20 protein-coding genes and 1 other annotated feature are annotated in these 20,375 nt (G+C 40.8%); of the genes, 2 read left to right on the top strand and 18 right to left on the bottom strand.

The genetic code is table 11. From position 1 onward, the window contains the following. Positions 1-248: 248 nt before the first annotated feature. Positions 249-2,423 carry an LTA synthase family protein gene (locus tag E4T82_RS07645; RefSeq protein ID WP_416222657.1) on the top strand — a complete coding sequence of 725 codons (2,175 nt, stop codon included), beginning with the start codon at positions 249-251 and terminating at the stop codon, positions 2,421-2,423. Between the two features lie 205 nt (positions 2,424-2,628). Here E4T82_RS07645 and rplT read toward each other — a convergent pair whose 3' ends face one another. The 5 genes from rplT to E4T82_RS07620 all read right to left on the bottom strand — a co-directional run bounded on the left by rplT (position 2,629) and on the right by E4T82_RS07620 (position 5,157). Then, positions 2,629-2,988 (bottom strand): 50S ribosomal protein L20, encoded by a 360-nt coding sequence (gene rplT / locus E4T82_RS07640; protein WP_000124834.1) that lies wholly within the window; start codon positions 2,986-2,988, stop codon positions 2,629-2,631. 44 nt (positions 2,989-3,032) lie between these two features. Next, the gene (gene rpmI / locus E4T82_RS07635) at positions 3,033-3,233 is read right to left on the bottom strand and encodes a 50S ribosomal protein L35 (protein ID WP_003025048.1); all 201 of its coding nucleotides are present in this window, start codon (positions 3,231-3,233) and stop codon (positions 3,033-3,035) included. Positions 3,234-3,259: 26 nt separating this feature from the next. Further along, positions 3,260-3,790 carry a translation initiation factor IF-3 gene (gene infC, locus E4T82_RS07630; protein WP_075098933.1) on the bottom strand — a complete coding sequence of 177 codons (531 nt, stop codon included), beginning with the start codon at positions 3,788-3,790 and terminating at the stop codon, positions 3,260-3,262. 15 nt (positions 3,791-3,805) lie between these two features. Next, positions 3,806-3,935: a sequence feature (ribosomal protein L20 leader region), on the bottom strand. A 26-nt stretch (positions 3,936-3,961) separates the two neighbouring features. Beyond that, positions 3,962-4,639 (bottom strand): (d)CMP kinase, encoded by a 678-nt coding sequence (cmk, locus tag E4T82_RS07625; RefSeq protein WP_135182253.1) that lies wholly within the window; start codon positions 4,637-4,639, stop codon positions 3,962-3,964. Between the two features lie 8 nt (positions 4,640-4,647). Next, on the bottom strand, positions 4,648-5,157 hold the full coding sequence (locus E4T82_RS07620) for an SAG1386/EF1546 family surface-associated protein (protein ID WP_135182252.1): 510 nt from the start codon (positions 5,155-5,157) through the stop codon (positions 4,648-4,650). Positions 5,158-5,208: 51 nt separating this feature from the next. Here E4T82_RS07620 and E4T82_RS07615 point away from each other — a divergent pair, with 51 nt between their 5' ends. Beyond that, positions 5,209-5,406 carry a ferredoxin gene (locus tag E4T82_RS07615; RefSeq protein WP_135182251.1) on the top strand — a complete coding sequence of 66 codons (198 nt, stop codon included), beginning with the start codon at positions 5,209-5,211 and terminating at the stop codon, positions 5,404-5,406. Here E4T82_RS07615 and E4T82_RS07610 read toward each other — a convergent pair whose 3' ends face one another. The 13 genes from E4T82_RS07610 to E4T82_RS07555 form a co-directional block, all read right to left on the bottom strand. Beyond that, the gene (locus tag E4T82_RS07610) at positions 5,407-5,883 is read right to left on the bottom strand and encodes an EbsA family protein (RefSeq protein WP_135182250.1); all 477 of its coding nucleotides are present in this window, start codon (positions 5,881-5,883) and stop codon (positions 5,407-5,409) included. 295 nt (positions 5,884-6,178) lie between these two features. Continuing rightward, positions 6,179-6,343: a hypothetical protein gene (locus E4T82_RS12515; RefSeq protein WP_167753592.1), complete on the bottom strand. Its 165-nt coding sequence runs from the start codon at positions 6,341-6,343 to the stop codon at positions 6,179-6,181. 135 nt (positions 6,344-6,478) lie between these two features. Then, entirely contained in the window at positions 6,479-7,441 is a 963-nt protein-coding gene (locus E4T82_RS07605; RefSeq protein ID WP_135182249.1) for a hypothetical protein, read from the bottom strand. Positions 7,442-7,508: 67 nt separating this feature from the next. After that, on the bottom strand, positions 7,509-9,152 hold the full coding sequence (locus E4T82_RS07600) for an LTA synthase family protein (RefSeq protein WP_228065094.1): 1,644 nt from the start codon (positions 9,150-9,152) through the stop codon (positions 7,509-7,511). Between the two features lie 34 nt (positions 9,153-9,186). After that, positions 9,187-10,935, bottom strand: coding sequence for a rhamnan synthesis F family protein (locus tag E4T82_RS07595; protein WP_135182248.1), 1,749 nt, complete (start codon positions 10,933-10,935; stop codon positions 9,187-9,189). Beyond that, positions 10,932-12,701 (bottom strand): glycosyltransferase, encoded by a 1,770-nt coding sequence (locus E4T82_RS07590; protein ID WP_135182247.1) that lies wholly within the window; start codon positions 12,699-12,701, stop codon positions 10,932-10,934. Before E4T82_RS07590 ends, E4T82_RS07595 begins: the two co-directional genes overlap by 4 nt. Before the next feature lie 13 nt (positions 12,702-12,714). Next, positions 12,715-13,932: an ABC transporter ATP-binding protein gene (locus E4T82_RS07585; protein WP_135182246.1), complete on the bottom strand. Its 1,218-nt coding sequence runs from the start codon at positions 13,930-13,932 to the stop codon at positions 12,715-12,717. Beyond that, entirely contained in the window at positions 13,932-14,735 is an 804-nt protein-coding gene (locus tag E4T82_RS07580) for an ABC transporter permease (protein WP_135182245.1), read from the bottom strand. The genes E4T82_RS07585 and E4T82_RS07580 overlap by 1 nt, the downstream gene beginning before the upstream one ends. A 2-nt stretch (positions 14,736-14,737) precedes the next feature. Continuing rightward, positions 14,738-15,673, bottom strand: a complete 936-nt coding sequence (locus tag E4T82_RS07575; RefSeq protein WP_135182244.1) for a glycosyltransferase family 2 protein — start codon at positions 15,671-15,673, stop codon at positions 14,738-14,740. Continuing rightward, positions 15,670-16,818, bottom strand: coding sequence for a beta 1-4 rhamnosyltransferase Cps2T (gene cps2T, locus E4T82_RS07570; protein ID WP_135182243.1), 1,149 nt, complete (start codon positions 16,816-16,818; stop codon positions 15,670-15,672). Before cps2T ends, E4T82_RS07575 begins: the two co-directional genes overlap by 4 nt. Positions 16,819-16,908: 90 nt before the next feature. After that, positions 16,909-17,760 (bottom strand): dTDP-4-dehydrorhamnose reductase, encoded by an 852-nt coding sequence (rfbD, locus tag E4T82_RS07565; protein ID WP_135182242.1) that lies wholly within the window; start codon positions 17,758-17,760, stop codon positions 16,909-16,911. A gap of 110 nt (positions 17,761-17,870) precedes the next feature. Next, positions 17,871-18,827 carry a glycosyltransferase family 2 protein gene (locus tag E4T82_RS07560; RefSeq protein ID WP_209304577.1) on the bottom strand — a complete coding sequence of 319 codons (957 nt, stop codon included), beginning with the start codon at positions 18,825-18,827 and terminating at the stop codon, positions 17,871-17,873. Then, complete coding sequence (locus E4T82_RS07555; protein WP_135182240.1) at positions 18,817-20,349, bottom strand: hypothetical protein; 1,533 nt, start codon at positions 20,347-20,349, stop codon at positions 18,817-18,819. The genes E4T82_RS07560 and E4T82_RS07555 overlap by 11 nt, the downstream gene beginning before the upstream one ends. Positions 20,350-20,375 lie beyond the last annotated feature (26 nt).

The raw sequence follows: 20,375 nt of genomic DNA, 5'->3' as shown, positions 1-20,375 counted from the left end.
TATCTACTACATACGATAGAACTCTCTACTCCTTGATGGAATGTTTGAGGGCTTAGACTCAAACATTCGCACTTAAAATCCAACATTGGTGTGGGTTGGGTGCGTCCGTACTAGCCAAGAAAGTATCAAAAATCTACTTTTAAACACCTTTCCGTGTAAAAAACTTCTCTTACTAAGGAATATTTTAAAAATATGGTATAATGGACTAAGATTTTGTAAAATGTACAATTACTAGAAAGGAAGCTCTCGTGAACAAAAATCGTTATCTATTATCAAAACTATTACGTTCTAGAATGGGCTTTATCCTCATTTTGGTCACACTCTACTGGGGAAAGACACTGTGGGCTTACCTCATTGACTTTAATTTAGATACCGAGGGTTTTTATCAGAACTTTATCCTCTTTATCAATCCACTTCCTGTCGGTCTCCTCTTTATCGGCCTTGCTCTCTACGTTAAATCGACCAAGTGGTTTTATCGAACAGCTGGACTTCTCTACTTCTTATTATTCTTATGGCTATTTTCAAATACCCTCTACTTTAGAGAGTTTTCGGACTACATCTCGATTTCCACCATGATGGCGAGCTCGAGCGTTGCCTCAGGATTGTTCCAAACAATCCTCAAGGCCTTGAGGGTCTGGGATTTGATGTATGTCATCGATTTCATTGGGATGGCCTATCTTTATGTCAAGAAAAAAATCCCTGTTGATCCACAACCTTTTAATAAGCGATCCAGTTTTGCGGTCACCGCCCTCTCTATTCTGCTCTTTTCGATCAATCTGTTTCTCGCAGAAATTGATCGCCCTGAGCTCTTGTCACGCGGCTTTTCCAATACCTATATCGTCCGTGCCCTGGGGCTTCCCTCTTTCCTAGGCTACAACGCATATCAGACCTACAATGTCCACAAAGACCGTTCAGAAGCCACTGCAGAGGATTTAGTACCCGTCAAACAGTATGTCTCCGAGCAGTATGCCAAGCCAAATGATGAATACTTTGGTCTCGCCAAAGGGCGCAATGTCATCTATCTGCACTTGGAAAGTCTACAGCAATTCATCATTGACTACAAGCTTAAGGTCGAAGAAAAAGAGTATGAGGTCACGCCTTTCCTCAACTCTCTATACCACTCCAACTCCACCTTTGCCTTTTCCAACTTTTTCAACCAAGTAAAGGCAGGGAAAACCTCGGATGCGGAAACCATGATTGAAACCTCCCTCTTTGGGCTCAACCAAGGGTCCTTCATGGTTCAATATGGGGGAAGTAACACTCAGCAAGCAGCACCCCACATCCTCTCTCAAGAAGCAGGCTATGCTTCAGCTGTCTTCCATGGAAACGCTGCTAGTTTCTGGAATCGCAATAACACATATAAACAATGGGGTTACAATTACTTCTTTGATAAGTCCTACTTTACCGAAACCACTTCGGAAAATTCCTTTGAATACGGCTTAAATGATAAGGTCATGTTCGCAGACTCTATCCAATACTTTGAGCATTTGCAACAGCCTTTTTACACCAAATTTATTACCGTTTCAAACCACTATCCCTATACAACCAGCCTCACAGGCGAGGAAACGGGATTCCCACTAGCCGATACCAAGGATGAGACCATCAACGGCTATTTTGCTACCGCTAATTATTTGGATGCTTCTATCAAAGCCTTCTTTGATTATTTGAAAGCTACTGGCTTGTATGAAAAATCCATTATCGTCCTTTATGGTGACCACTACGGCATCTCTAATTCCCGCAATCCAAGCCTTGCTCCCTTACTCGGTGCCAACCCGGAAACATGGTCAGATTATGACAATGCTATGCTCCAACGTGTTCCGTACATGATTGTGATCCCAGGAATGAACAAGGGAAGAATCATCGATACTTTCGGTGGGGAAATTGATGCTCTTCCTACGCTCGAGCATCTCTTAGGGATCGACGCTAAAAAATACCTACAAGTCGGACAGGATTTGCTTTCTAAAGACAACAAACAGATTGTAGCCTTGCGGACTCCCGGCAACTTTATCACTCCAGAATACACCAGCTATGGTGGCAAACTCTACAAGACGCAAACAGGGGAGGAAATTACCAACCCTGATGAAGCAACTCTGAAAAAAGTGGAGGCTATCCGAACCAGCGTCAAAAATCAGCTGGCCGCTAGCGATGCCATTCAGACAGGGGATTTGATTCGTTTCTTAGACAATGGTCTTCCTGTAGTAAACACCAAGGATTTCTCCTATATTGATTCCCTCAAGGCGCAACTGGCTCTTGAGTCAGAACTAGGAGACCAGTCAACCAGTCTCTATAGCAAAAATGGTGAACAATCCACGGTTGAGCTATTCCAAGCTCCAAGCTATCGCATTCTGCATGAACCTACACAGGCCTCAAGTACGAGCGAAAGCTCTACATCGACTTCAACCTCTACCACTAAAAAAGAATAAAGCAGTTGGGCACAATGCCCAGTTGCTTTTCTTTCTGTCCTAGTCAAGCATCTCGATACCAAAGGTACAAAAAAAGGTAGATTGCTCTACCTCTTATAGTGAATTGAAATAAAGGTTAGGACATCGTTAAGTCGCTTTGATGAACGCTAGTTCTATCTGCAGCTCCTTGCCTTGTCCTATTCCTTTCTCAATCCACTATAGATGATTATTTACCAAGTTTTGCTTTTGCAGCATCTGCAAGTGCTGTGAAAGCAGCTGCATCGTTTACTGCAAGATCAGCCAACATTTTACGGTTTACTTCGATTTCAGCCAATTTCAAACCATGCATCAATTGTGAGTATGAAAGACCGTTCATGCGAGCCGCTGCATTGATACGAGTGATCCACAATTTACGGAAATCACGTTTTTTCTGACGACGGTCACGGTATGCATAGTAGTAAGAGTTCATTACTTGTTCTTTTGCAGTACGGAACAAGATGTGTTTTGCACCATAGTAACCTTTAGCTAATTTTAAAATACGTTTACGGCGTTTGCGTGATACAACGCCACCTTTAACACGTGCCATTTCTATTTTCCTCCGAATAATTCTCTAATTTCTAGTAGCTCGACTTATTTAAGTCCTGTAAGCATTGCTTTGATACGTTTGAAGTCACCTGAATGTACCATTGCTGCTTTACGAAGGTGACGACGTTGTTTTTTAGTTTTACCGTGGAAACGGTGTGAAGTATAAGCGCGGAAGCGTTTCAATCCACCAGAACCTGTACGTTTGAAACGTTTAGCTGATGCGCGGTGAGTTTTTTGTTTTGGCATTTTAATTCTCCTTTTGCTTAGTAAGCTTATTTTTTCTCCGAAGCTGGTGCCAGTTGCATGAACATTTGACGTCCATCCATCTTAGCTCTTTGCTCAATAATCGCAATATCTTGCGTTGCTTCAGCAAATTCTGCCAAGACCTTTGCTCCAACTTCTTTATGGGTAATCATACGTCCTTTGAAACGGATGGATACCTTTACTTTGTTCCCTTTTTCAAGGAACTTACGGGCATTACGAAGTTTTGTATCGAAGTCTCCCTTATCAATTGTCGGACTGAGACGCACTTCCTTGACCGTCACAACGCTTTGTTTTTTACGTTGCTCTTTTTGTTTTTTCTGATACTCAAATTTGAACTTACCGTAGTCCATAATCTTCGCAACAGGTGGTTTAGCTTGCGGTTGAATCAACACTAAATCAACGTTAGCACTATCAGCTATCGCTTGGGCTTCATTGAGTGGTTTAATTCCTAACTGTTCACCCTCGAGACCGATAAGACGAACTTCACGCACACGAATTTCATCATTGATGAACAAATCTTGCTTTGCTATGGCTTTCACCTCATTTTATTTTTTTCGAGAAAAACAAAGTGGACTTGCTAACACAAGTCCACCACTACACCATTATCTTTCCGAAGAAAATGTAACACGTAGAGCCAGACAACGTTAGTCGCAAGGCGAGAAGCTCTCACTTCTGCTTTTCTCAATGTCAATAGTATACCAGTACTTTTTTTACTTGTCAAGAATTTCTTTTGCTTTTTTGGAAATAAATGCAACAACACCCTCAATAGATACACCGGTCGTGTCAAAGGTGATGGCATCATCTGCCGCTTTTAGAGGAGAAACAACTCGTGTACTGTCCTTATGGTCACGAAGAGCAATTTCTTCCTTCAAGCATTCCAAGTCAGTCGGAATACCTTTTTCCTTATTTTCCTTAAAGCGACGAAGTGCTCGTTCTTCAACGGATGCAATAAGGAAAATCTTTAACTCCGCTTCAGGAAGCACAACTGTCCCAATATCACGTCCATCCATGACAATGCCACCTTGAGCTGCTATCTTGCGTTGCAAGTCAACCAATTTCTCACGAATAGGAGCAAGGGCCGACACCCAGGACACATTGTTGGTCACTTGATTTTCACGAATGGCATGGGTGATGTCAACATCGCCGACAAAGACCAACTGTTCTCCCTTTTCATTTCGCCCAAAGCTGATAGGAAATTGATCCAACAGGGCAACAATGGCGCTACTATCTTCTTGCTCTACCTGATGTTGCAAGGCCAGATAGGTCGCCGCCCGATACATGGCACCCGTGTCCAAATAGGTATAACCGAATTGTTTAGCGATAATCTTCGCAACCGTACTCTTACCACTTGATGCAGGACCATCAATGGCGATTTGAATTGATTTCATAGTTCCTCTTACTTAATCTTAACGAGGTCACCTGGGTTTGCCCACCAAGTGCCACCAGGGCCTGTCATTTTATCCGGATTTAGACGTTCCAACTCTTGAGGAGAAATACCTGCACGAGCTGCAATCATATCACGTCCTTCACCTGCCTGAACAGCAATAGTTTCACCCGCGACTGCTGTAGAAGATTGCGTTGTGTCTTCTGCACTACTGCTGCTTGGTTCACTTGCTGGAGCGGATGATCCTGACGGCTGACTACTTGTACTTGCTGCAGAAACATCTGCCTTAGTGCTACTTGCTACGGCCGCTGTACTGTTGCTATTGTAGAATTCTTGAGTGGCATCTGTCTTGCTACCTCCATGAGAGAGATAGACCATCGCAATAGTGGTTATAATCACAATAAATAAGAATAGTACCGCTAATATACTAAGTACTCTAGTGCTAGAGCTACCTTTCGCTAATCGGCTTCTTCTACTTTCAGTAGATTGATAAATTTCCTCATTCCATGGTTCTTGTGACATGACTAATCTTTCTCCTTGTTTTTTTTATAAAATCTCATTACAATACTAAGTATGAACATTACACTTTATCCAGAAAAATGTATCGCTTGCGGACTGTGCCAAACAATGTCAGATGTCTTTGACTACGATGATGACGGCATTGTCATATTTGCCGATGACCACCAAGCATCTACTATGACACTATCTGACCGAACAGACGCCCTATTAGCAACAAAATCCTGCCCTACAAAAGCGATTTCTGTCGACTAGTTAGTCTTTATTCGCATAATATTCTTCAAAATAGTCCTGCGTGACCAGATGATCCGTCAAGACAATTTCCCCTTGAAAATGGGGATTGAGGGCGATCGCATTGACAAAATACTTTTTCGGCCACTTGCGGATATAATAGACTTTTCCCTCTGGCATATCGGTCGAAAAAATTTTCACGAATAGATAGGTCACTTCAATCTTAGAAATCGTATCTATCCGAACCTTTTTTGAAGCAAAGGGATTTGCCGAAGCAATTCGTAAATACTCCTCATCGATCACAAAATACCGATGCCAACCAATCCCAAACATAATAATGACCATGACAAATAGCTGAATAATGGTATCAGATATTCGCAACTTTTCTAATATAAGAGATAAGGCAAGAAAAGCCGGAGTAATTGCTAAGGACCAATAAATGATGGACCAGGACAATTCTGGCTGCCAGTGATATCGAATCCGACCAAATATCTTAATCATGTCGCTCCTCCTCCTACCATTTTAGCATAAAGCGAGAAAAATTTCATGACGAACCCCCTTGATGAGACAAACTTTTCAAAATAAAATAAATAAAAGCTCGAAGTATTTCTTTACTACTTTGAGCTTTTATATGTTCACATATATCTTATGCTAATCAGCGACTGAATAATGAATCTATCTTTTATACTTATTACTTCGGGGGAGGAAACTTCGTTTCCTAATTTCCAACTTCCAACAGTCTCCCAGACTATTGGAGCGAGTACTAAAAGGAAACGAAATGACTATACAAAAGGTATTAATAAAACTGTACAAGACCAGATGCTTTATCAAAATATCCAGCAGTATCCCAGTCTGCGCTAGCTGGAAGTCCTGTTAATCGTCCATTAAATACGATGCTATTTGTAACGACACGTGCTGATGCAGCATTATTGGCAACAGCTTGAGTATCTATTTTAGTCATAATACCATTATTGATATTGAACTGTGGTGTTCCTGTCCAGCTTCTTGTCGGGATATACTGTCCACCGCTCTTCAGACGAATATTGGTAAATTGAGCATTGATTGTATCTCCTGATTTACGGGCAGCTCCTTCTACTCACAAAGCGATATCCGAACGATTTGCCAATGCAGGATTTTTTCCTCGAACAGCTTCTACTCCATTAATATAGCCTACGTAAGTCCCATCTCCTTGTAAGGTCAGCATCAGACGATAGGTCGTATTTAGCTTCGCATAATAATTTGCTCGATGGTAAGATTGTCCGCCTGCGTCATTGCTTTCGATATTTTCAATGAGGAATGCCGTTTTGCCTGTAAATGGAACTACTGCAGCACTATCATATTGCAAGCCAAAGCTAACACCAGATGTCGGCGTAACCATAACCAATTTAGCATGATAGCCCGTGCCACTACCTGATAGAGTCACATTTGATTCAATCGTTAACTTAGAACCTGTATTTTCAATAGTGCTATTTCCAGAAGGAACGGTCGTTGAGATAGCTGGACCTGAATTATTTTTGTCAGGAGCAGCATTATGGTACTGGGTCTGAATCGGAACACCCACTCGAAGTGCATTCAATTTCACACCCTCTTGGCTCCATCCATGTCGTGGCAAGACCTTGTATTCGTTGGTGTCTGTTGTGAGATGGTGAAGTCCTCTCAGTGCTCGGTTATAGACACGATAGATACTAGATGAACCGCCAGAATAAAAGACAGGATTTCCACCATTATCCATCGTCCAACCATGCTTTTTGGTTAAAACAGATACCTCATTACGATCTGTTGTGTACAAATGATTTTGAAGTCCAGCATTATACAGACGATAGACTGGTACACCTTGACCATTATCTGGAGCATACCAAGCTTCTCCCTCATAACCCCAGCCATGTGAAGTAAACAAGACATCTTTTTCATTCTTATCTGTCGTATACAAATGCTCACCATTTTGTCGATTATACAATCGATAAACAGTTGTCTCTGCCTCTGCTTTTACAGGATATATACCAAGAACAAACCCGAATAAGCACAGAAAAGCGAGTAATAAACAGTTTTTCTTTTTCATCCTAATTTCCTCCTCAAGTATAAGAGCATCAAAAATATCCTCTTCGTCAACAATGAATACATAAGTATTATGGATTTATCGGTTGTTGGGTTTTAGCTGCAAAATATTTTTGTAGTTGTGACTCTAGGATTTCCTTGCTAACATCTGACAAGGGCTCTACTTGACCTTCTTGCGTTGATAGCAGAAAACTATTGTCAAAGAAAACAGTATCATAAGAATTATTATTTTCTTTCGGGAAGAAGAGACTCTTTCCTAAGAAATAATTTTCCTTACTAATATCAAGATAATCGAGTACTGTAGGCGCTAAATCAACCGAATTTCGTCCATGAACATTTATCTTTTGAGGCGTTATCCCTTCATAATACATAAAGAAAGGTACCATATCAACATCCGGATTTGCACGAGGATAGTCTGGGAATAGGTTGATAAATTCAGCGTCTTGATAAGTCGCATGATCCACTGTAAAGATAAACAAGGTATCCTTCGCTAAGCCACTAGCCTTAAACTTATCCATAAACTTTTTAAATTGAACATCAAAATTATAAAAACGGTTCAATAATGGGCTTTTCCCGTCGTCAAAGCGTTCATGTGGTGAATCAAGAGACAAATGCGTCCCATAAGTATACATGGTTGTAAAAAATGGTTTATCTTCCGCAGCTTGTGCTTGAATCGTATTATATAGCAAATCAAAGGCCTCTTTATCAGATATCGTACCATTACGTCCTTCATACCTTTTGGAAGGATCAGATAATAGGTTTTGAAAGTTTAAGCCTTCCAAATAAGTTGTAAATTGAGTGTTATTTGGCTCAACATTGATAAAGCTCGTCTGATAGCCCTCTGTAGCTAAGATATCCTGCATTGATATAAGCGTGTTTTGATCATAATTATCTAACTGATAACCTGAATAAAGCTGTCCAATAATCCCCCGATAGGTTGCAAAGGTATGGTTATAATAATTGGTAAAACTCAATGATTCCTTCTGAAGCTGGGCAACCGTTGGCATCAGATTACGGCTATCATCAATGATATTTTGAGATAAGCCTTCTACAAAAACCAACACAATATTTGGCTTTTCTTTCAAGCTTTCTGGACGTGCTATAGCAGAGTCAATATGGGAATGATAAAATTCTGATGTCACATTGGGCTGGTTCTCAATCTCTTCTAGTTGCCTCTGATAGGATTGGGCATCAAGTCCCAATTGATAAAGAGCAAAAAACGGAGAGTACATACTTCCTTGCATCAAAGTAATCACCAATTCACTCAAGAGAACCATTGACAATAATTTGTTGAAATTCACATAGGGTAATTTAAAACGCCGAATGGGAAGGATAGAAAAGAAGAGAAGGGCACCAACTCCTGTCAGGTAGAGCTCTAATTTCCCACTTAAGGATTCGATAGATTCTAAATTGGTCAACATGACCAAGGTCAGATAGCTACCACCAAAAATCATCATCAAAATCTGTGTATTTAATAGTAATAATGCAAGAGAGTTGAGGAACACCCCAAGCCATTTATTAATTCGTAATAAATGATTTGAAACAAGGAATATAGCTGATAACTCTAATAAACTAACGAAAATATAGATATTATTTTGATGAATCTGATGCGAATAAAGGATGATGAGTGCTGTGAAGGAGTACTTCAAGATGGTGGAAATCACCAGTCTCATGTCCCAAATAGCCTGTAATGTTTTTTTTAGTTTACTCCCCATATCCTATCCTCTAATCTCGTTTTTTCAACTATCTTCATATTAATTTCTGTCCTATTCTTCTCATAATGTATTTTATGGCTCTTGCAGGGCCAATAATGATATATTTAAGCGCACCCTTTATACCGCCCATATGATCAAAATTGACATATGTATGTGGAAGCGCATCTCCCCGTTCATTCAAGAGCTTACTATCCACAAATGGCGTCAGGTCAATTGGATTCTTCGCAATTCTAAAATCATAACCCTTGTCCCAAGCGATGTAAATCAGCAAGCGCTCGATAGCGTGTAAAATAGAATTTTGTGGCAACGGCTCTGCTGGTACATCCTGATCTGCCAAATTCAAGTCAAACAAGGCTTCGAGAGCATCATATTTAAACCAGATATAGGTGCCATAAGACATGACGAATGTATGGAAAGCAGCGAAATCAATCTGCTTTTTACAGCCCATTTTCTCCCACAAATCATTCATAATCGGCGCAATCTGATGTTCATTATAGGCATCCACAATCTTGTTGAAACGAAAGAAGGTTGGAATATCTGCGATGACAATCCCTAAATCTTCTTGTTGCTCCATACGCGATAAAATACCATTTGCTGGGCGAACCAGCATCGTAATCAGTTCCTTGCGCCAAGATTCACCAGCCCAAAAGTCTGCTTCTTTGGATTTTTTTGTATGAAAATGTCCGATATGGTCATAGCCCTTGAGTCGCTTCTTGAGTTTGAGCATAGGAAGAACATCGCGCCCGATATTTCCTGTTACAACAATGGTAGCTGGTCGGTTGTTTTCTGCCAAAATGACCTCAATCTCCGCAACTTTTTCCTTACAATCCGTTGTGATAAAGAGATCATAAGAAAACGTAAATGCTTCAAAAGCTGTTAGAAATTCCTGCAATAAATCCACATAAAAAACATGAAGATGGACTGCAACTTTTTTCTCAATCAAGCTCAAGTTTTCAGTAGGTAGGAGGTATTTTCGAGCTAAAAGGTATTTAAAGTCTGGGTGATTGATTTTTGACATATGGGATACAATCAAATCAACTGGATAGTTGCTATTTGCTTCAATCTCATTTAAGATGTAAGGAATAATGGACTGATTCGCATCAATCGTTTTGACTTTTATAAACGGAACGCGATTTTGAATAATTGCTGTCGGATTGTAATAAGAAAAATCTGGATGCAACATGCCTGTCGTATCAAAATCCACTGTATCACATACTGTTTTGTAGCGGAATCCTGCTTCTACAAGATTGGTTGTCACCTGCGTTTCATAGTTTTTGATTACTTCTTGAACATCGGTAACATTTTCAATCCTTTGCCAGAAGGTTTGGAAAACTGTTGAACGTACTACTTTTCCTGAAAACGCTAGGTAATAGCTCTGAATGTGTTCTGGAAAATCCTTCGTTGCCCGATGATTGGTCATGCCCCAGAAATCAACGTCCTCATCCCCTTCAAATCTACGATAGACCTCACCCATATCCCACAAGGGCCCAAAACAGGTATCATTCATCAAGGTAACCGAATCATACTCTCCGAGAGTTGAAAAGCCAACATGCGTCATACCATCCCGCCAGGCCGCAAAGTCAAAGCCGATATTCTCACGCTGAACAAAAGTATCAATTAAGTTCTCGTTTTGTAAAAGCTCTACTGCTTCTTGGGAAAGCTGACTATTTGAGATGAAGACAACTGTTGAAAACAGCGGTCTCATGTGCATCAATTGGTATTCAACATGTGAACTAAGATTCTGAAACTTATTAAAATGCACATATAAAAGTAGGCGCTTCATTTTTTTCTCCTAAAGAAATTTATTAATTTAGTTGGAATGGTCCAGCGACGTGACGCAATCACGCGGTTATACTGATTGGTTAATGCTAATACTTGTTCTTCTAAGCGCTGGATGGCGAGATGTTCTTGCTGATAACGTACTTCATGAGCTTCCATCTGTTTCACTTTCTGTCGCAAATCAAGCAATTCTTGTGCCAATTGTTTTCCAATATAATCATCTGAGATTGTCGAATCAATTTCATACAACTGATAGCTCAGCTGCAGCCTTCTACCATAAACAGAAGGTACTTGGAAAATAATTTGTGGATCGGAATTTGGAAAAATATAAGAATCACGATACACTAATCCATTGGTAAACATCGGAAGAAGACTAGTATCATAATCAAGGGTAAGAAGCTGTACCTGAGCATAAAAGCTAGGCCGCTCAGTCAAATCAATTCGAATTCGCTGACAGTCTATTGGTAATTCAATCTCAATATTGCCGCTGATGTCAAGAGGATAAACGGCTTTGTTATCCTCACTAAAAGCCCCTTCTTTTTCAAAGTAGACCGTGATAGACTGTTCTTCTACAATGGATTGGAGCTGCTGATGATTGACTTCACCTAAGAGATAGCGAATCGCATGAATTCCTTGAGTTGATACCTCAGGATTCCCCTTAATGGCAGCAAGAATATGTGCATAACAGCTTTCGATACGATATTTTTCTTGCGCCATCTCCTGTTGAGCAAGACTACACTTTTTATACGTCTCAAACTGCTCTAAACACTCTCTTAAGCAACGCGTTAATTGGTCCACATTCCCTAAAGGATAGAGGGTTCCTGCATTCAAAAACTGATGAGCTGACTGATAACCTAGATTATTCGATACAATCACTGGTACCCCGTTTAGAACAGCCTCTACAAAAACAAGAGAAAAAGTTTCCGATTGAGAGTTAAAAACACAGATGTCTGATTGAGTGACCCATTCCCAAGGATGATGTTTATGACCGAGAAAATGGATATTTGCCAAACCGTGCTCCTCAATATAGGCATCACATAGCACCTTGTACTCCTCATCCCAATCACCAATAAAGACGAGTGGATACTGGGATTGTGCTAGTTGATGGTAAGCCTTTATCAGCTCCAATTGATTCTTGTTTTCATTGATTCGTCCAACGGAAACAATCCGGCGCTCCTTGCTTTCTTGTAAATGGGTGCTTTCTAAATGTGAATAAGGGATAAAGGATTGAATATCCACCGAATCAGGAAATAAGGTCTTCAAAGTTGCAAAAAGATTACCATGAACAGCAAAGATACCTGCTGAACTCTGAGCCATAAACTCAAGTTTTTCCCTATAGTATTCAAATTCTTTCACAGGAAACTCATGGATGAGCCAAAAATGGGGGACTGCTTCACAAGCAGCTGCTAGGCTCCCTTGAAACACGTTGGCTGTATTTGAAATAACTAACTGAATGTTTTCATCTTTGATAATCTTACGAATGCTAAAAACAGCCTGCTGATAAGATAGCACCTGTTCTGTTTTTAAAAATGGAACCGCCCCAGGTGCCTCAGGCCACCACCATTTTACAGTTGGAATAGGAAAGAGCTTAACCTGATGATTTTCCAATTCTTGAACGTATTTCTCTTTGGTTTCATGCTGATTATCCGGATAAACATTGAAAATCTGATAACCCATGTCTGCCAAATAAATCATGAGATTTACAATAGACTTTTCCGCCCCATTATCCAATGTTCCCGTTGGAGAAACAAATAAAATCCTTTTATTCATCTCTTATTCCTCTTTACATCCACTGACCGTTACGCTTCAACAAACCTGTTGCAGCATCTTGCTCTGAGGCAGTCAGCATCTCATCCCTCTCTCGTTCCACAAAGATGACGGGGGTATTCTCCTCGGGCAAGAAAGCTAAGACCCGCTTATGTTCATCTCGTACCGTTGCCACTAATTTTAACCTTGCTTGATTAAAATAAGGGAAACTGCAGCGATAGTGGACAACATGCTTGCCCTTTTTGTGGATTGCAATATCCATTGAGTTGTCATTATAGTAACCAACATTCGTATCCAAATCAACGAAAGACATGGCAATGTGTGTCGACTGTTCTTTTAACAATTCATAAGAAAATTCAAACTCAAATTCGTCAGTTGGTGTCATATTGGGACGAGATAGTAATTTAGCTGTAAAATGTTCCACTTCCAATTGAACTGGTGGCACTTCATCAACTTGTTCGTCTTCAACAGCTGCTTGTGGGGCAGATGTTACCGTATTATCAAGACTGTACTGATTAGCAACATCATAGGGATTCCCAAGTGCTTTGACAAGGCCATTTTCAATCAGAACAGCCTTGTTACAGTATTTTTTGACGGCGCCCATGTCGTGGGTGACGAGAATCGTTGTCTTGCCACTTTCCTTACGTTCCATGAAGTAATCGTTACATTTGCGTTGGAATGCTTCATCCCCCACTGCCAATACTTCATCAAGAATCAAAATATCTCCCTGTGCTTTAATAGCAACAGAGAAGGCCAAACGAACCTGCATACCACTTGAGTAATTCTTTAATTTTTGATTCATAAACTCTTGGAGCTCGGCGAACTCGACGATATCGTCGTACATGGCATCGATTTCTTCCCGAGAAAATCCAAGGAGGGCCCCATTTAAATAGACATTTTCACGACCAGTCAGCTCTGGGTTGAAGCCGACTCCCAACTCAATAAAGGAAACGAGTTTCCCGTTTACCGTAACAGAACCTTTTTCGGGTACGTAAATTTGGGAAATAATCTTGAGCAGGGTTGATTTTCCCGAACCATTGCGGCCAAGAATCCCAAAGAAATCACCCTTTTCCACTTCAAAAGAAATGTCTTTTAAGACATGCTGCTCCTTGTAGCCTTTGATTCCTTTGAATCGATTGACCATGGTTGTCCGCAGGCTTTGCGTGGCTTCTGTCGGCAATTTGAAAAATTTGCTGACATGATCTACTTTTACTGCAATCTGTTTGTCTGTCATTAGAGAATCTCCGCAAATTTCTTAGAATGTTTCTTAAATACTATTACCCCAATCACAAAGACTACGATTGGGATGAGGTAAGGAATAAGGACAATGGCCTTATTTTGAATGATTTGCCATACAGGAATATTGGCCCGATCGATGACAAAATACCGCATATCTTGGATAATTTGAGCAAGGGGATTGAGCATGATGAGCTTGGCTGCTAGGACGCTTTTATTCATCACAAAGGAAAGCGAGTAGATAATCGGCGTCGCATACATGCCTGCCTGCATAAAGACTTCCCAGATCTGTGCTAGATCACGAAAACGAACAAAGAGGGTCGATAGGATAAAAGCCACCCCTGTCGCAAGCAAGAATAATTCTAAAAAGAGGGGGAAGGCAACGATGACTGTCCAAGTAAATTCAACCCCATTGAAAATCGAAAAAATCAAAACCACAATCAGGTTAATCGAAAAGTTAATCGCCGCTCCAAAAATCGAAGACAAGACGATAATTTCTTTTGAAAAGTGGAGTTTTCTCAGCAAATCACCACGTGTCACGATGGACACCATCCCCATATTGGTCGCTTCTGAAAAGAAGGACCAAATGACATTTCCCAACAAAAGGGCTACTGGAAAATGGGGAACATCTCCTCCTAAGCGAAGAAAATGAATGAAGACGACATACATGATAGCAAAGAGCATCAAAGGCTTCAAGATGGACCAAAGGTAGCCAATCATACTTCCCTGATAGCGTAATTTAAAGTCTGTTTTAATCAATTCTTTTAGTAAAATACGATTTTTTGTGGAAAAAATATCCATGTTTACTCCTTATAGGCAAATTTTGTCAGAATTAGGCTGGTAAAGACAAGGGTATGAAATCCCTTATTTTTCCGATAGCCATAGGTGCGCAGGCGCTTGAGACGCTCTGCAAATGGCACCTCCATGAGGGTGACAAAGTTCTCTACTAATGCTCTGTCTGTAGCTGTTAAGGGCAGGGCTAAGAGATTTTTTGCCTGTGTCTGGCTATCTCTGATCAATTTCCAATATCTAGCAAATAGTACATGGGGACGAATCCAATTCTGTATGCGTTTTTTGAGCGTTCTTGCTCCCAAAACATTGGCTTCGTGCTGACGATAGAGTTCAGTCGGATCATCAATGTAGACTAGATTGCCTACAGCAGAAGCCACAAGTGCCAAGTACCAATCGTGCATGAGCAGGGCATGTGCCTCACGCCCTGTCCAGAGCTCTGCTAAGGCATGATTGATCATGGCAACGCCACCAGTGACTGTATTTTCGGTTAATTCCTGTACCAATTGAGTATTGGCATGATCCGACTGAGTTTTGATCATACTTTCAGACATAACAGCCAAATCCTGTCCCACCACTTTCAAGTCTGTGTAGACGAGCAGGGGCTTTTCTACCTTACAGGCTGTTGCAGCGACAAGCTGGATTTCCAGCTTATGAGGTAGCCAGATATCGTCTTGGTCACTAAAGAAATAGTAGTCTGCTCTTTCATATTTTAAAAGAGTGTGAAAACTTTGAATCACGCCGAGATTTAACGTGTCATCTGGATTGATGAAGAAAATTCGCTCGTCTTTTAGACAATAGTCCCTGATAATCTGCCGTGTCCCGTCGCTTGATCCGTCATCGCGAATCAACAGGGTCCAGTCCTGAAAGGTCTGCTTTCGTATACTCTCAATTTGTTCCGCTAAAAATCGTTCACCATTGTAGGTGGATAGTAAGATATGTACTTTCATTGTAAAAATAAGTCCTCATACTGGCCGACAATTTTCGCCCATGTATAGTGAGTTTCCATGCGTTTTTTTGCTGCTTGACCCAGAGCTTGGTTTTCCTCTTGAAGGTCGATATCATCTAGCAAATTCGCTAAATTCCCCTCTTGCTTGGTCCAATAACGGGCGGTACCCGCCGCTACTTTTTGGTTGAAATCAACATCCAAAATCAGGTTTTCATTGGTCTGAGCAAGCGCCTCCAGTAAGCCTGGGTTGGTCCCGCCGACCTCGTGTCCGTGGAGATAAGCGCGTGCTTCTTGGCGAATGTATTTCAGCAATTCCTGCTGATAGACGGTCCCTACAAACAAGATTCGCTCATCTGTATCAAATCTGGTCTCAGCTTTCAAGGTTTCAAAATAAGCCATCCCTTCGTGATTACAGATAATAACCAATTTTCTTGAAGTATGAGACGTCATAAATTCCCGAATAATGGTCGCATAGTTGTTTTCTGGAACAAAGCGCCCAACGACCAGATAATAGTCTTTTTCCACCAACTGAAAACGGTCAAAAAATGCGCGTACAACAGGGCTGTCCTTGGTCAAGCTGGTTGGCGCTAAATCTGTCCCGTAAGCAATATAGGTCGTCTTGGCCCACGGGTAGGCTTTACGGATGTACTCTTCAATCCCCTCATTGTCTGTCACCACAAAATCTGCATGGCAACTCATCAGCTTCTCAGAATACTTAAGATAGCTTTGTACAGGTCGTGACCACTTGCTCCGCTTCCACTCTAGCCCGTCTGGATTGACAAACAGTTGACCATCTACTGCATGAATTTTCTTAGCAAACGGCGCAATAAAGGCACCGATTGTATTTCCCAAAATATAGAAAATCGGCTCTTCTAGCTGCTCTTTTTTTATCATAGAAAGGGCGTAGCCAATCGCCATCATATCGTAGGCAATCACACGCGCTGGGCCCAACTTGGGAGGATTGATGGTAAAGCAGTCTACCCCCTTGTAATCACTGTGCTCATGATGAGATTGGTCTGACAAACAGGCCACATGATACTGGATATTCGTGCTGATTTGACGGCTGACCAACTGCTCCACAAACGTCTCAAAACCGCCGTACTTGGCTGGCAATCCACGACTGCCAATAATAAAAACGTGTCTCATAATATCCTAAACTCTAAAAAAGTATAATCAGATAATTATACCATAATTACAGGTGAAAAACATAGAAAAAGCGAGAAGAACTCGCTTTCACTATTTCGTTTCTTGCTGATAAAATGCTTTCAGGGCTTCTTGCCATGTTGGAATGGTAAAACCTGTTGCCTTGGCTTTTTCCAAACTCATGGTTGAGTTAAATGGACGTTTTGCCTTGGCAGGGAATTGGCTTGAATCTACTGGCAATACCTTGGTATCGGTATCTTTCAAAATCTCTGTCGCAAAGTCAAACCAAGTCGTATCTTCTTTCGCATCATTTGACAAATGGTAGTAACCAAATGCTTGGTTGGTGTCGACCAAGTGAACCATAAATTCTGCCAGAGTACGCGTCCAAGTGGGGCGGCCATGCTGGTCATTGACAACAGTCAAGGTGTCGCGAGTTTGTGCCAGATTTTGCATGGTAAAGACAAAGTTTTTCCCGTAATTTCCAAATACCCAAGCGGTACGTACTGTATAGAACTTACTGGCATAGTTTTCTACTGCTTCTTCACCCAAACGCTTGGTGCGACCGTATTCCGATTGCGGATCTGGCTGATCATCGACCTGCCATTCTTGACCAACTGGCAAATCTCCATTAAACACATAGTCCGTTGAGATATAGACCAAGGTTGCGCCGTACTGCTCAGCAGCTTTTGCAATATTTTCAGAACCTGTCACGTTAATGGCATAGTTCAATTCTTTTCCTTCATCTTCCGCCATATCCACTGCTGTGTAAGCTGCGCAGTGATAAACGATGCTTGGTTTGACTTCTTCAAAGAATGCCGCTACTTTTTCCGCGTTGGTAATATCCATTTCTGCCACATCTGCTGCGACATATTCAACACCACGTTCATCCAAAAGATGACGTAGCTCTGTTCCTAATTGACCATTACTACCTGTAATTAAAATCATGATTGACTCCTTTATTGCATTTCTTGTTTTATTATACCAAAAAAATAGAGAAGTGCCTTATTTGATGTTAGATAATTTAATAGTAACCAAAGAGCAATATACGTTATAGTCTAGTATTCATCATCTGTTCGTTTCTCAATAATGTAACGAGGGCGTTTTTTGGTTTCTAGGTAAATTTTTCCAATGTACTCGCCAATAATGCCGGTAGAGATAAGCTGAATACCGCCAATAAAGGCTACAATGATAACGGTACTAGCCCAGCCTGATACAGTAAAGCCAAAAAAGTACCGAAAAATGGTCCATAGAATAAAGAGAAAGGAAACAAGAGAGGTGAGCACCCCTAAACCAGTGATAAAACGCAAGGGCTTGACACTTAGGCTTGTAATACCATCAATGGCAAGGCCTAGCATTTTACTGAGTGGATAGTGGCTTTCTCCTGCTATTCTCTCAAAGCGGTCATATTCCACGATGGCGTAAGTAAACCCGACCATCGGAACCATACCACGTAAAAACAGATTGACCTCAGAAAATTCTGCTAAAGCGTCAATCGCGCGTTTTGACATTAGTCGATAATCTGCATGGTTAAAAATAATCTCAACACCTAATTTTTCCAAGAGGCGGTAGAAACCTTCTGCTGTCGCACGCTTGAAAAAAGTATCGGTCGTACGTTCCTTCCGCACACCGTAAACAATTTCAGCTCCATTGACATAAGCCGCTACCATATCATCCATGCAATTGATATCATCTTGTCCATCACAATCAATCGTAATGACAATATCCGCTACTTCTTTTGCTTCCATCATTCCTGCCAAAACTGTGCTTTGATGACCACGATTTCTAGATTGAGCAATTCCCACCACGTGCGAATCTTGAGCGTAACTCTCAATCAATTCCCAGGTTTTATCAGAACTGCCATCATCAACGTACATCATTTTGCTAGTTGTTGCCACCTTTTTCTCTGCAATCAACTGTTTTAACTTTGCTAAAAAGAGAGCAAAAGTTTCAGGCAATACTTGTTCTTCATTGTAACATGGAATGACAATATATAGGATTGGATTATCTCTCACTATCTTTTCTCCTTTGCTTGAACTTCTGATTCAGCTGAGCGTAACCTATCCCTGATAAGATAAGAATCTGCGGTAAAAATTGAATCAAATAGCGAGTCTTTCCACCCTCAAAAATCATTAAGAATAGCAACCCACCAAAGACTGCCAGACTGAGCATACTGGCTTTACTATCTGAACTATACCAAACAAATTGACAGACAAAACCAATAATCAAAATGATGTAGACCACTTGAATAAAGTAACGGTAATAATTGTAAGTCGGCTGGTCGGTATAGAGGAGGTAATTGCGAATTTTTTGGGCAATTGGGTGATGTTCTGTTTTAGCATAGAGAGGATTGATATAGTAAAATCCTTCCTTACTAGCATCTTGATAATTCCAACCTAGAGTTCCGTCTCGCATGGTTAGATTTTGTTTATAGAGGATATGCCCGACAAAAGTTGATAGGGTATATTCTTCTAACCGTCGCTTAATGTCTTTTAGGACAACTTCATTCGAAAAGCGACCGTCATAGTTGTCATCCACGCGTGTCTCATCGCTGACAAACTGCGATAAGCCCGTCTGAAAATCAATCTGATCTGTCCCTACATAGGTCAAGCCAAGGTCAATGTAAGCTAGAGCTGTAATACTATATTCCTTGTGAATGACTACCTCTTTTTGGCTATTTTTTACAATCATCAACCCCTTATAGCTAAGGATAAATACAGACAAAAACACAAACAAAGCCTGTAAGTACCATTTCCAATTTTGCACAAAAGCCTGAACCAAAAATACAGCAAGCGGCAAAATAATTAAGGTCGGTCTCAGCCATACGCCAATAGCCGTGATAAGAGCAAATAGAACAGCAGCGAGCACTCCCTTTCCAACCTCCTTACGTCGCGGATAAAAGAGTTCAAAGATGAAATAGAGTTGCAAAGCAATCACTGGAAGTACCATGATGTCCGTATACATAGTCAAAAATTGTGGTGTAAAGGCGATAAAAAATAAATAGAAGGTAAATACCCCGTCTGCAATTCCTTGACCAAATTGTTTTTGGACAACCTTATACAGTAGCCAGCCCGCACTATTGGCATAAAAGATGTTGAAGCCCTGCATCACCCAGACTGCATTTTCTGAAAATAGATTGTAGAAAAAGCGTTCGTACAAGAACAACAGGAGATTATTGGGATAACGCGAGAGATAAAGAGAAATAATCCCATGATCTACAATACGGGTCGCACCACTAAACACCATTGCTGCATCCGATCGAATCATCAAGTTGGTTACCAGAACTAATAAAATTTGATAGATGATTGCAAAAACCAAAAGAACCACCTTATACTTCATCAGAAAACGATAACACGCCTTAAATAGGCTAGGAAATAAAGCAAAAAATGCCAGCAAAATCACTATCAAAGCGAGCATGACCTGTGTCGCACCTGCTAACACCAGACTACTCGTCACCAGCCAGTATAGCCCTATCAGCAGCATCACAACTGTAAGAGAATAATTAAATATCGAATAACATTTCTGTAACATCTTCATAAAAAGGTATCCTATCACCTGTATAG

This window comes from Streptococcus cuniculi, from assembly GCF_004570575.1.
Lineage (GTDB): Bacteria > Bacillota > Bacilli > Lactobacillales > Streptococcaceae > Streptococcus > Streptococcus cuniculi_A.
The sequence above is the reverse complement of the archived record's forward strand: the minus strand, read 5'-3'. Positions and strand labels throughout refer to the sequence as shown.

Coding starts and splice junctions, on each gene's coding strand:
- cps2T (WP_135182243.1), bottom strand. CDS start 16,818: ATGAGACACGTTTTTATTATTGGCAGTCGTGGATTGCCAGCCAAGTAC.
- E4T82_RS07555 (WP_135182240.1), bottom strand. CDS start 20,349: ATGAAGATGTTACAGAAATGTTATTCGATATTTAATTATTCTCTTACA.
- E4T82_RS07580 (WP_135182245.1), bottom strand. CDS start 14,735: ATGGATATTTTTTCCACAAAAAATCGTATTTTACTAAAAGAATTGATT.
- rpmI (WP_003025048.1), bottom strand. CDS start 3,233: ATGCCAAAACAAAAAACTCACCGCGCATCAGCTAAACGTTTCAAACGT.
- E4T82_RS07600 (WP_228065094.1), bottom strand. CDS start 9,152: ATGGGGAGTAAACTAAAAAAAACATTACAGGCTATTTGGGACATGAGA.
- rfbD (WP_135182242.1), bottom strand. CDS start 17,760: ATGATTTTAATTACAGGTAGTAATGGTCAATTAGGAACAGAGCTACGT.
- E4T82_RS07605 (WP_135182249.1), bottom strand. CDS start 7,441: ATGAAAAAGAAAAACTGTTTATTACTCGCTTTTCTGTGCTTATTCGGG.
- E4T82_RS07585 (WP_135182246.1), bottom strand. CDS start 13,932: ATGACAGACAAACAGATTGCAGTAAAAGTAGATCATGTCAGCAAATTT.
- E4T82_RS07595 (WP_135182248.1), bottom strand. CDS start 10,935: ATGAAGCGCCTACTTTTATATGTGCATTTTAATAAGTTTCAGAATCTT.
- E4T82_RS07590 (WP_135182247.1), bottom strand. CDS start 12,701: ATGAATAAAAGGATTTTATTTGTTTCTCCAACGGGAACATTGGATAAT.
- E4T82_RS07610 (WP_135182250.1), bottom strand. CDS start 5,883: ATGATTAAGATATTTGGTCGGATTCGATATCACTGGCAGCCAGAATTG.
- E4T82_RS07620 (WP_135182252.1), bottom strand. CDS start 5,157: ATGTCACAAGAACCATGGAATGAGGAAATTTATCAATCTACTGAAAGT.
- cmk (WP_135182253.1), bottom strand. CDS start 4,639: ATGAAATCAATTCAAATCGCCATTGATGGTCCTGCATCAAGTGGTAAG.
- rplT (WP_000124834.1), bottom strand. CDS start 2,988: ATGGCACGTGTTAAAGGTGGCGTTGTATCACGCAAACGCCGTAAACGT.
- E4T82_RS12515 (WP_167753592.1), bottom strand. CDS start 6,343: ATGACTAAAATAGATACTCAAGCTGTTGCCAATAATGCTGCATCAGCA.
- E4T82_RS07615 (WP_135182251.1), top strand. CDS start 5,209: ATGAACATTACACTTTATCCAGAAAAATGTATCGCTTGCGGACTGTGC.
- E4T82_RS07575 (WP_135182244.1), bottom strand. CDS start 15,673: ATGAAAGTACATATCTTACTATCCACCTACAATGGTGAACGATTTTTA.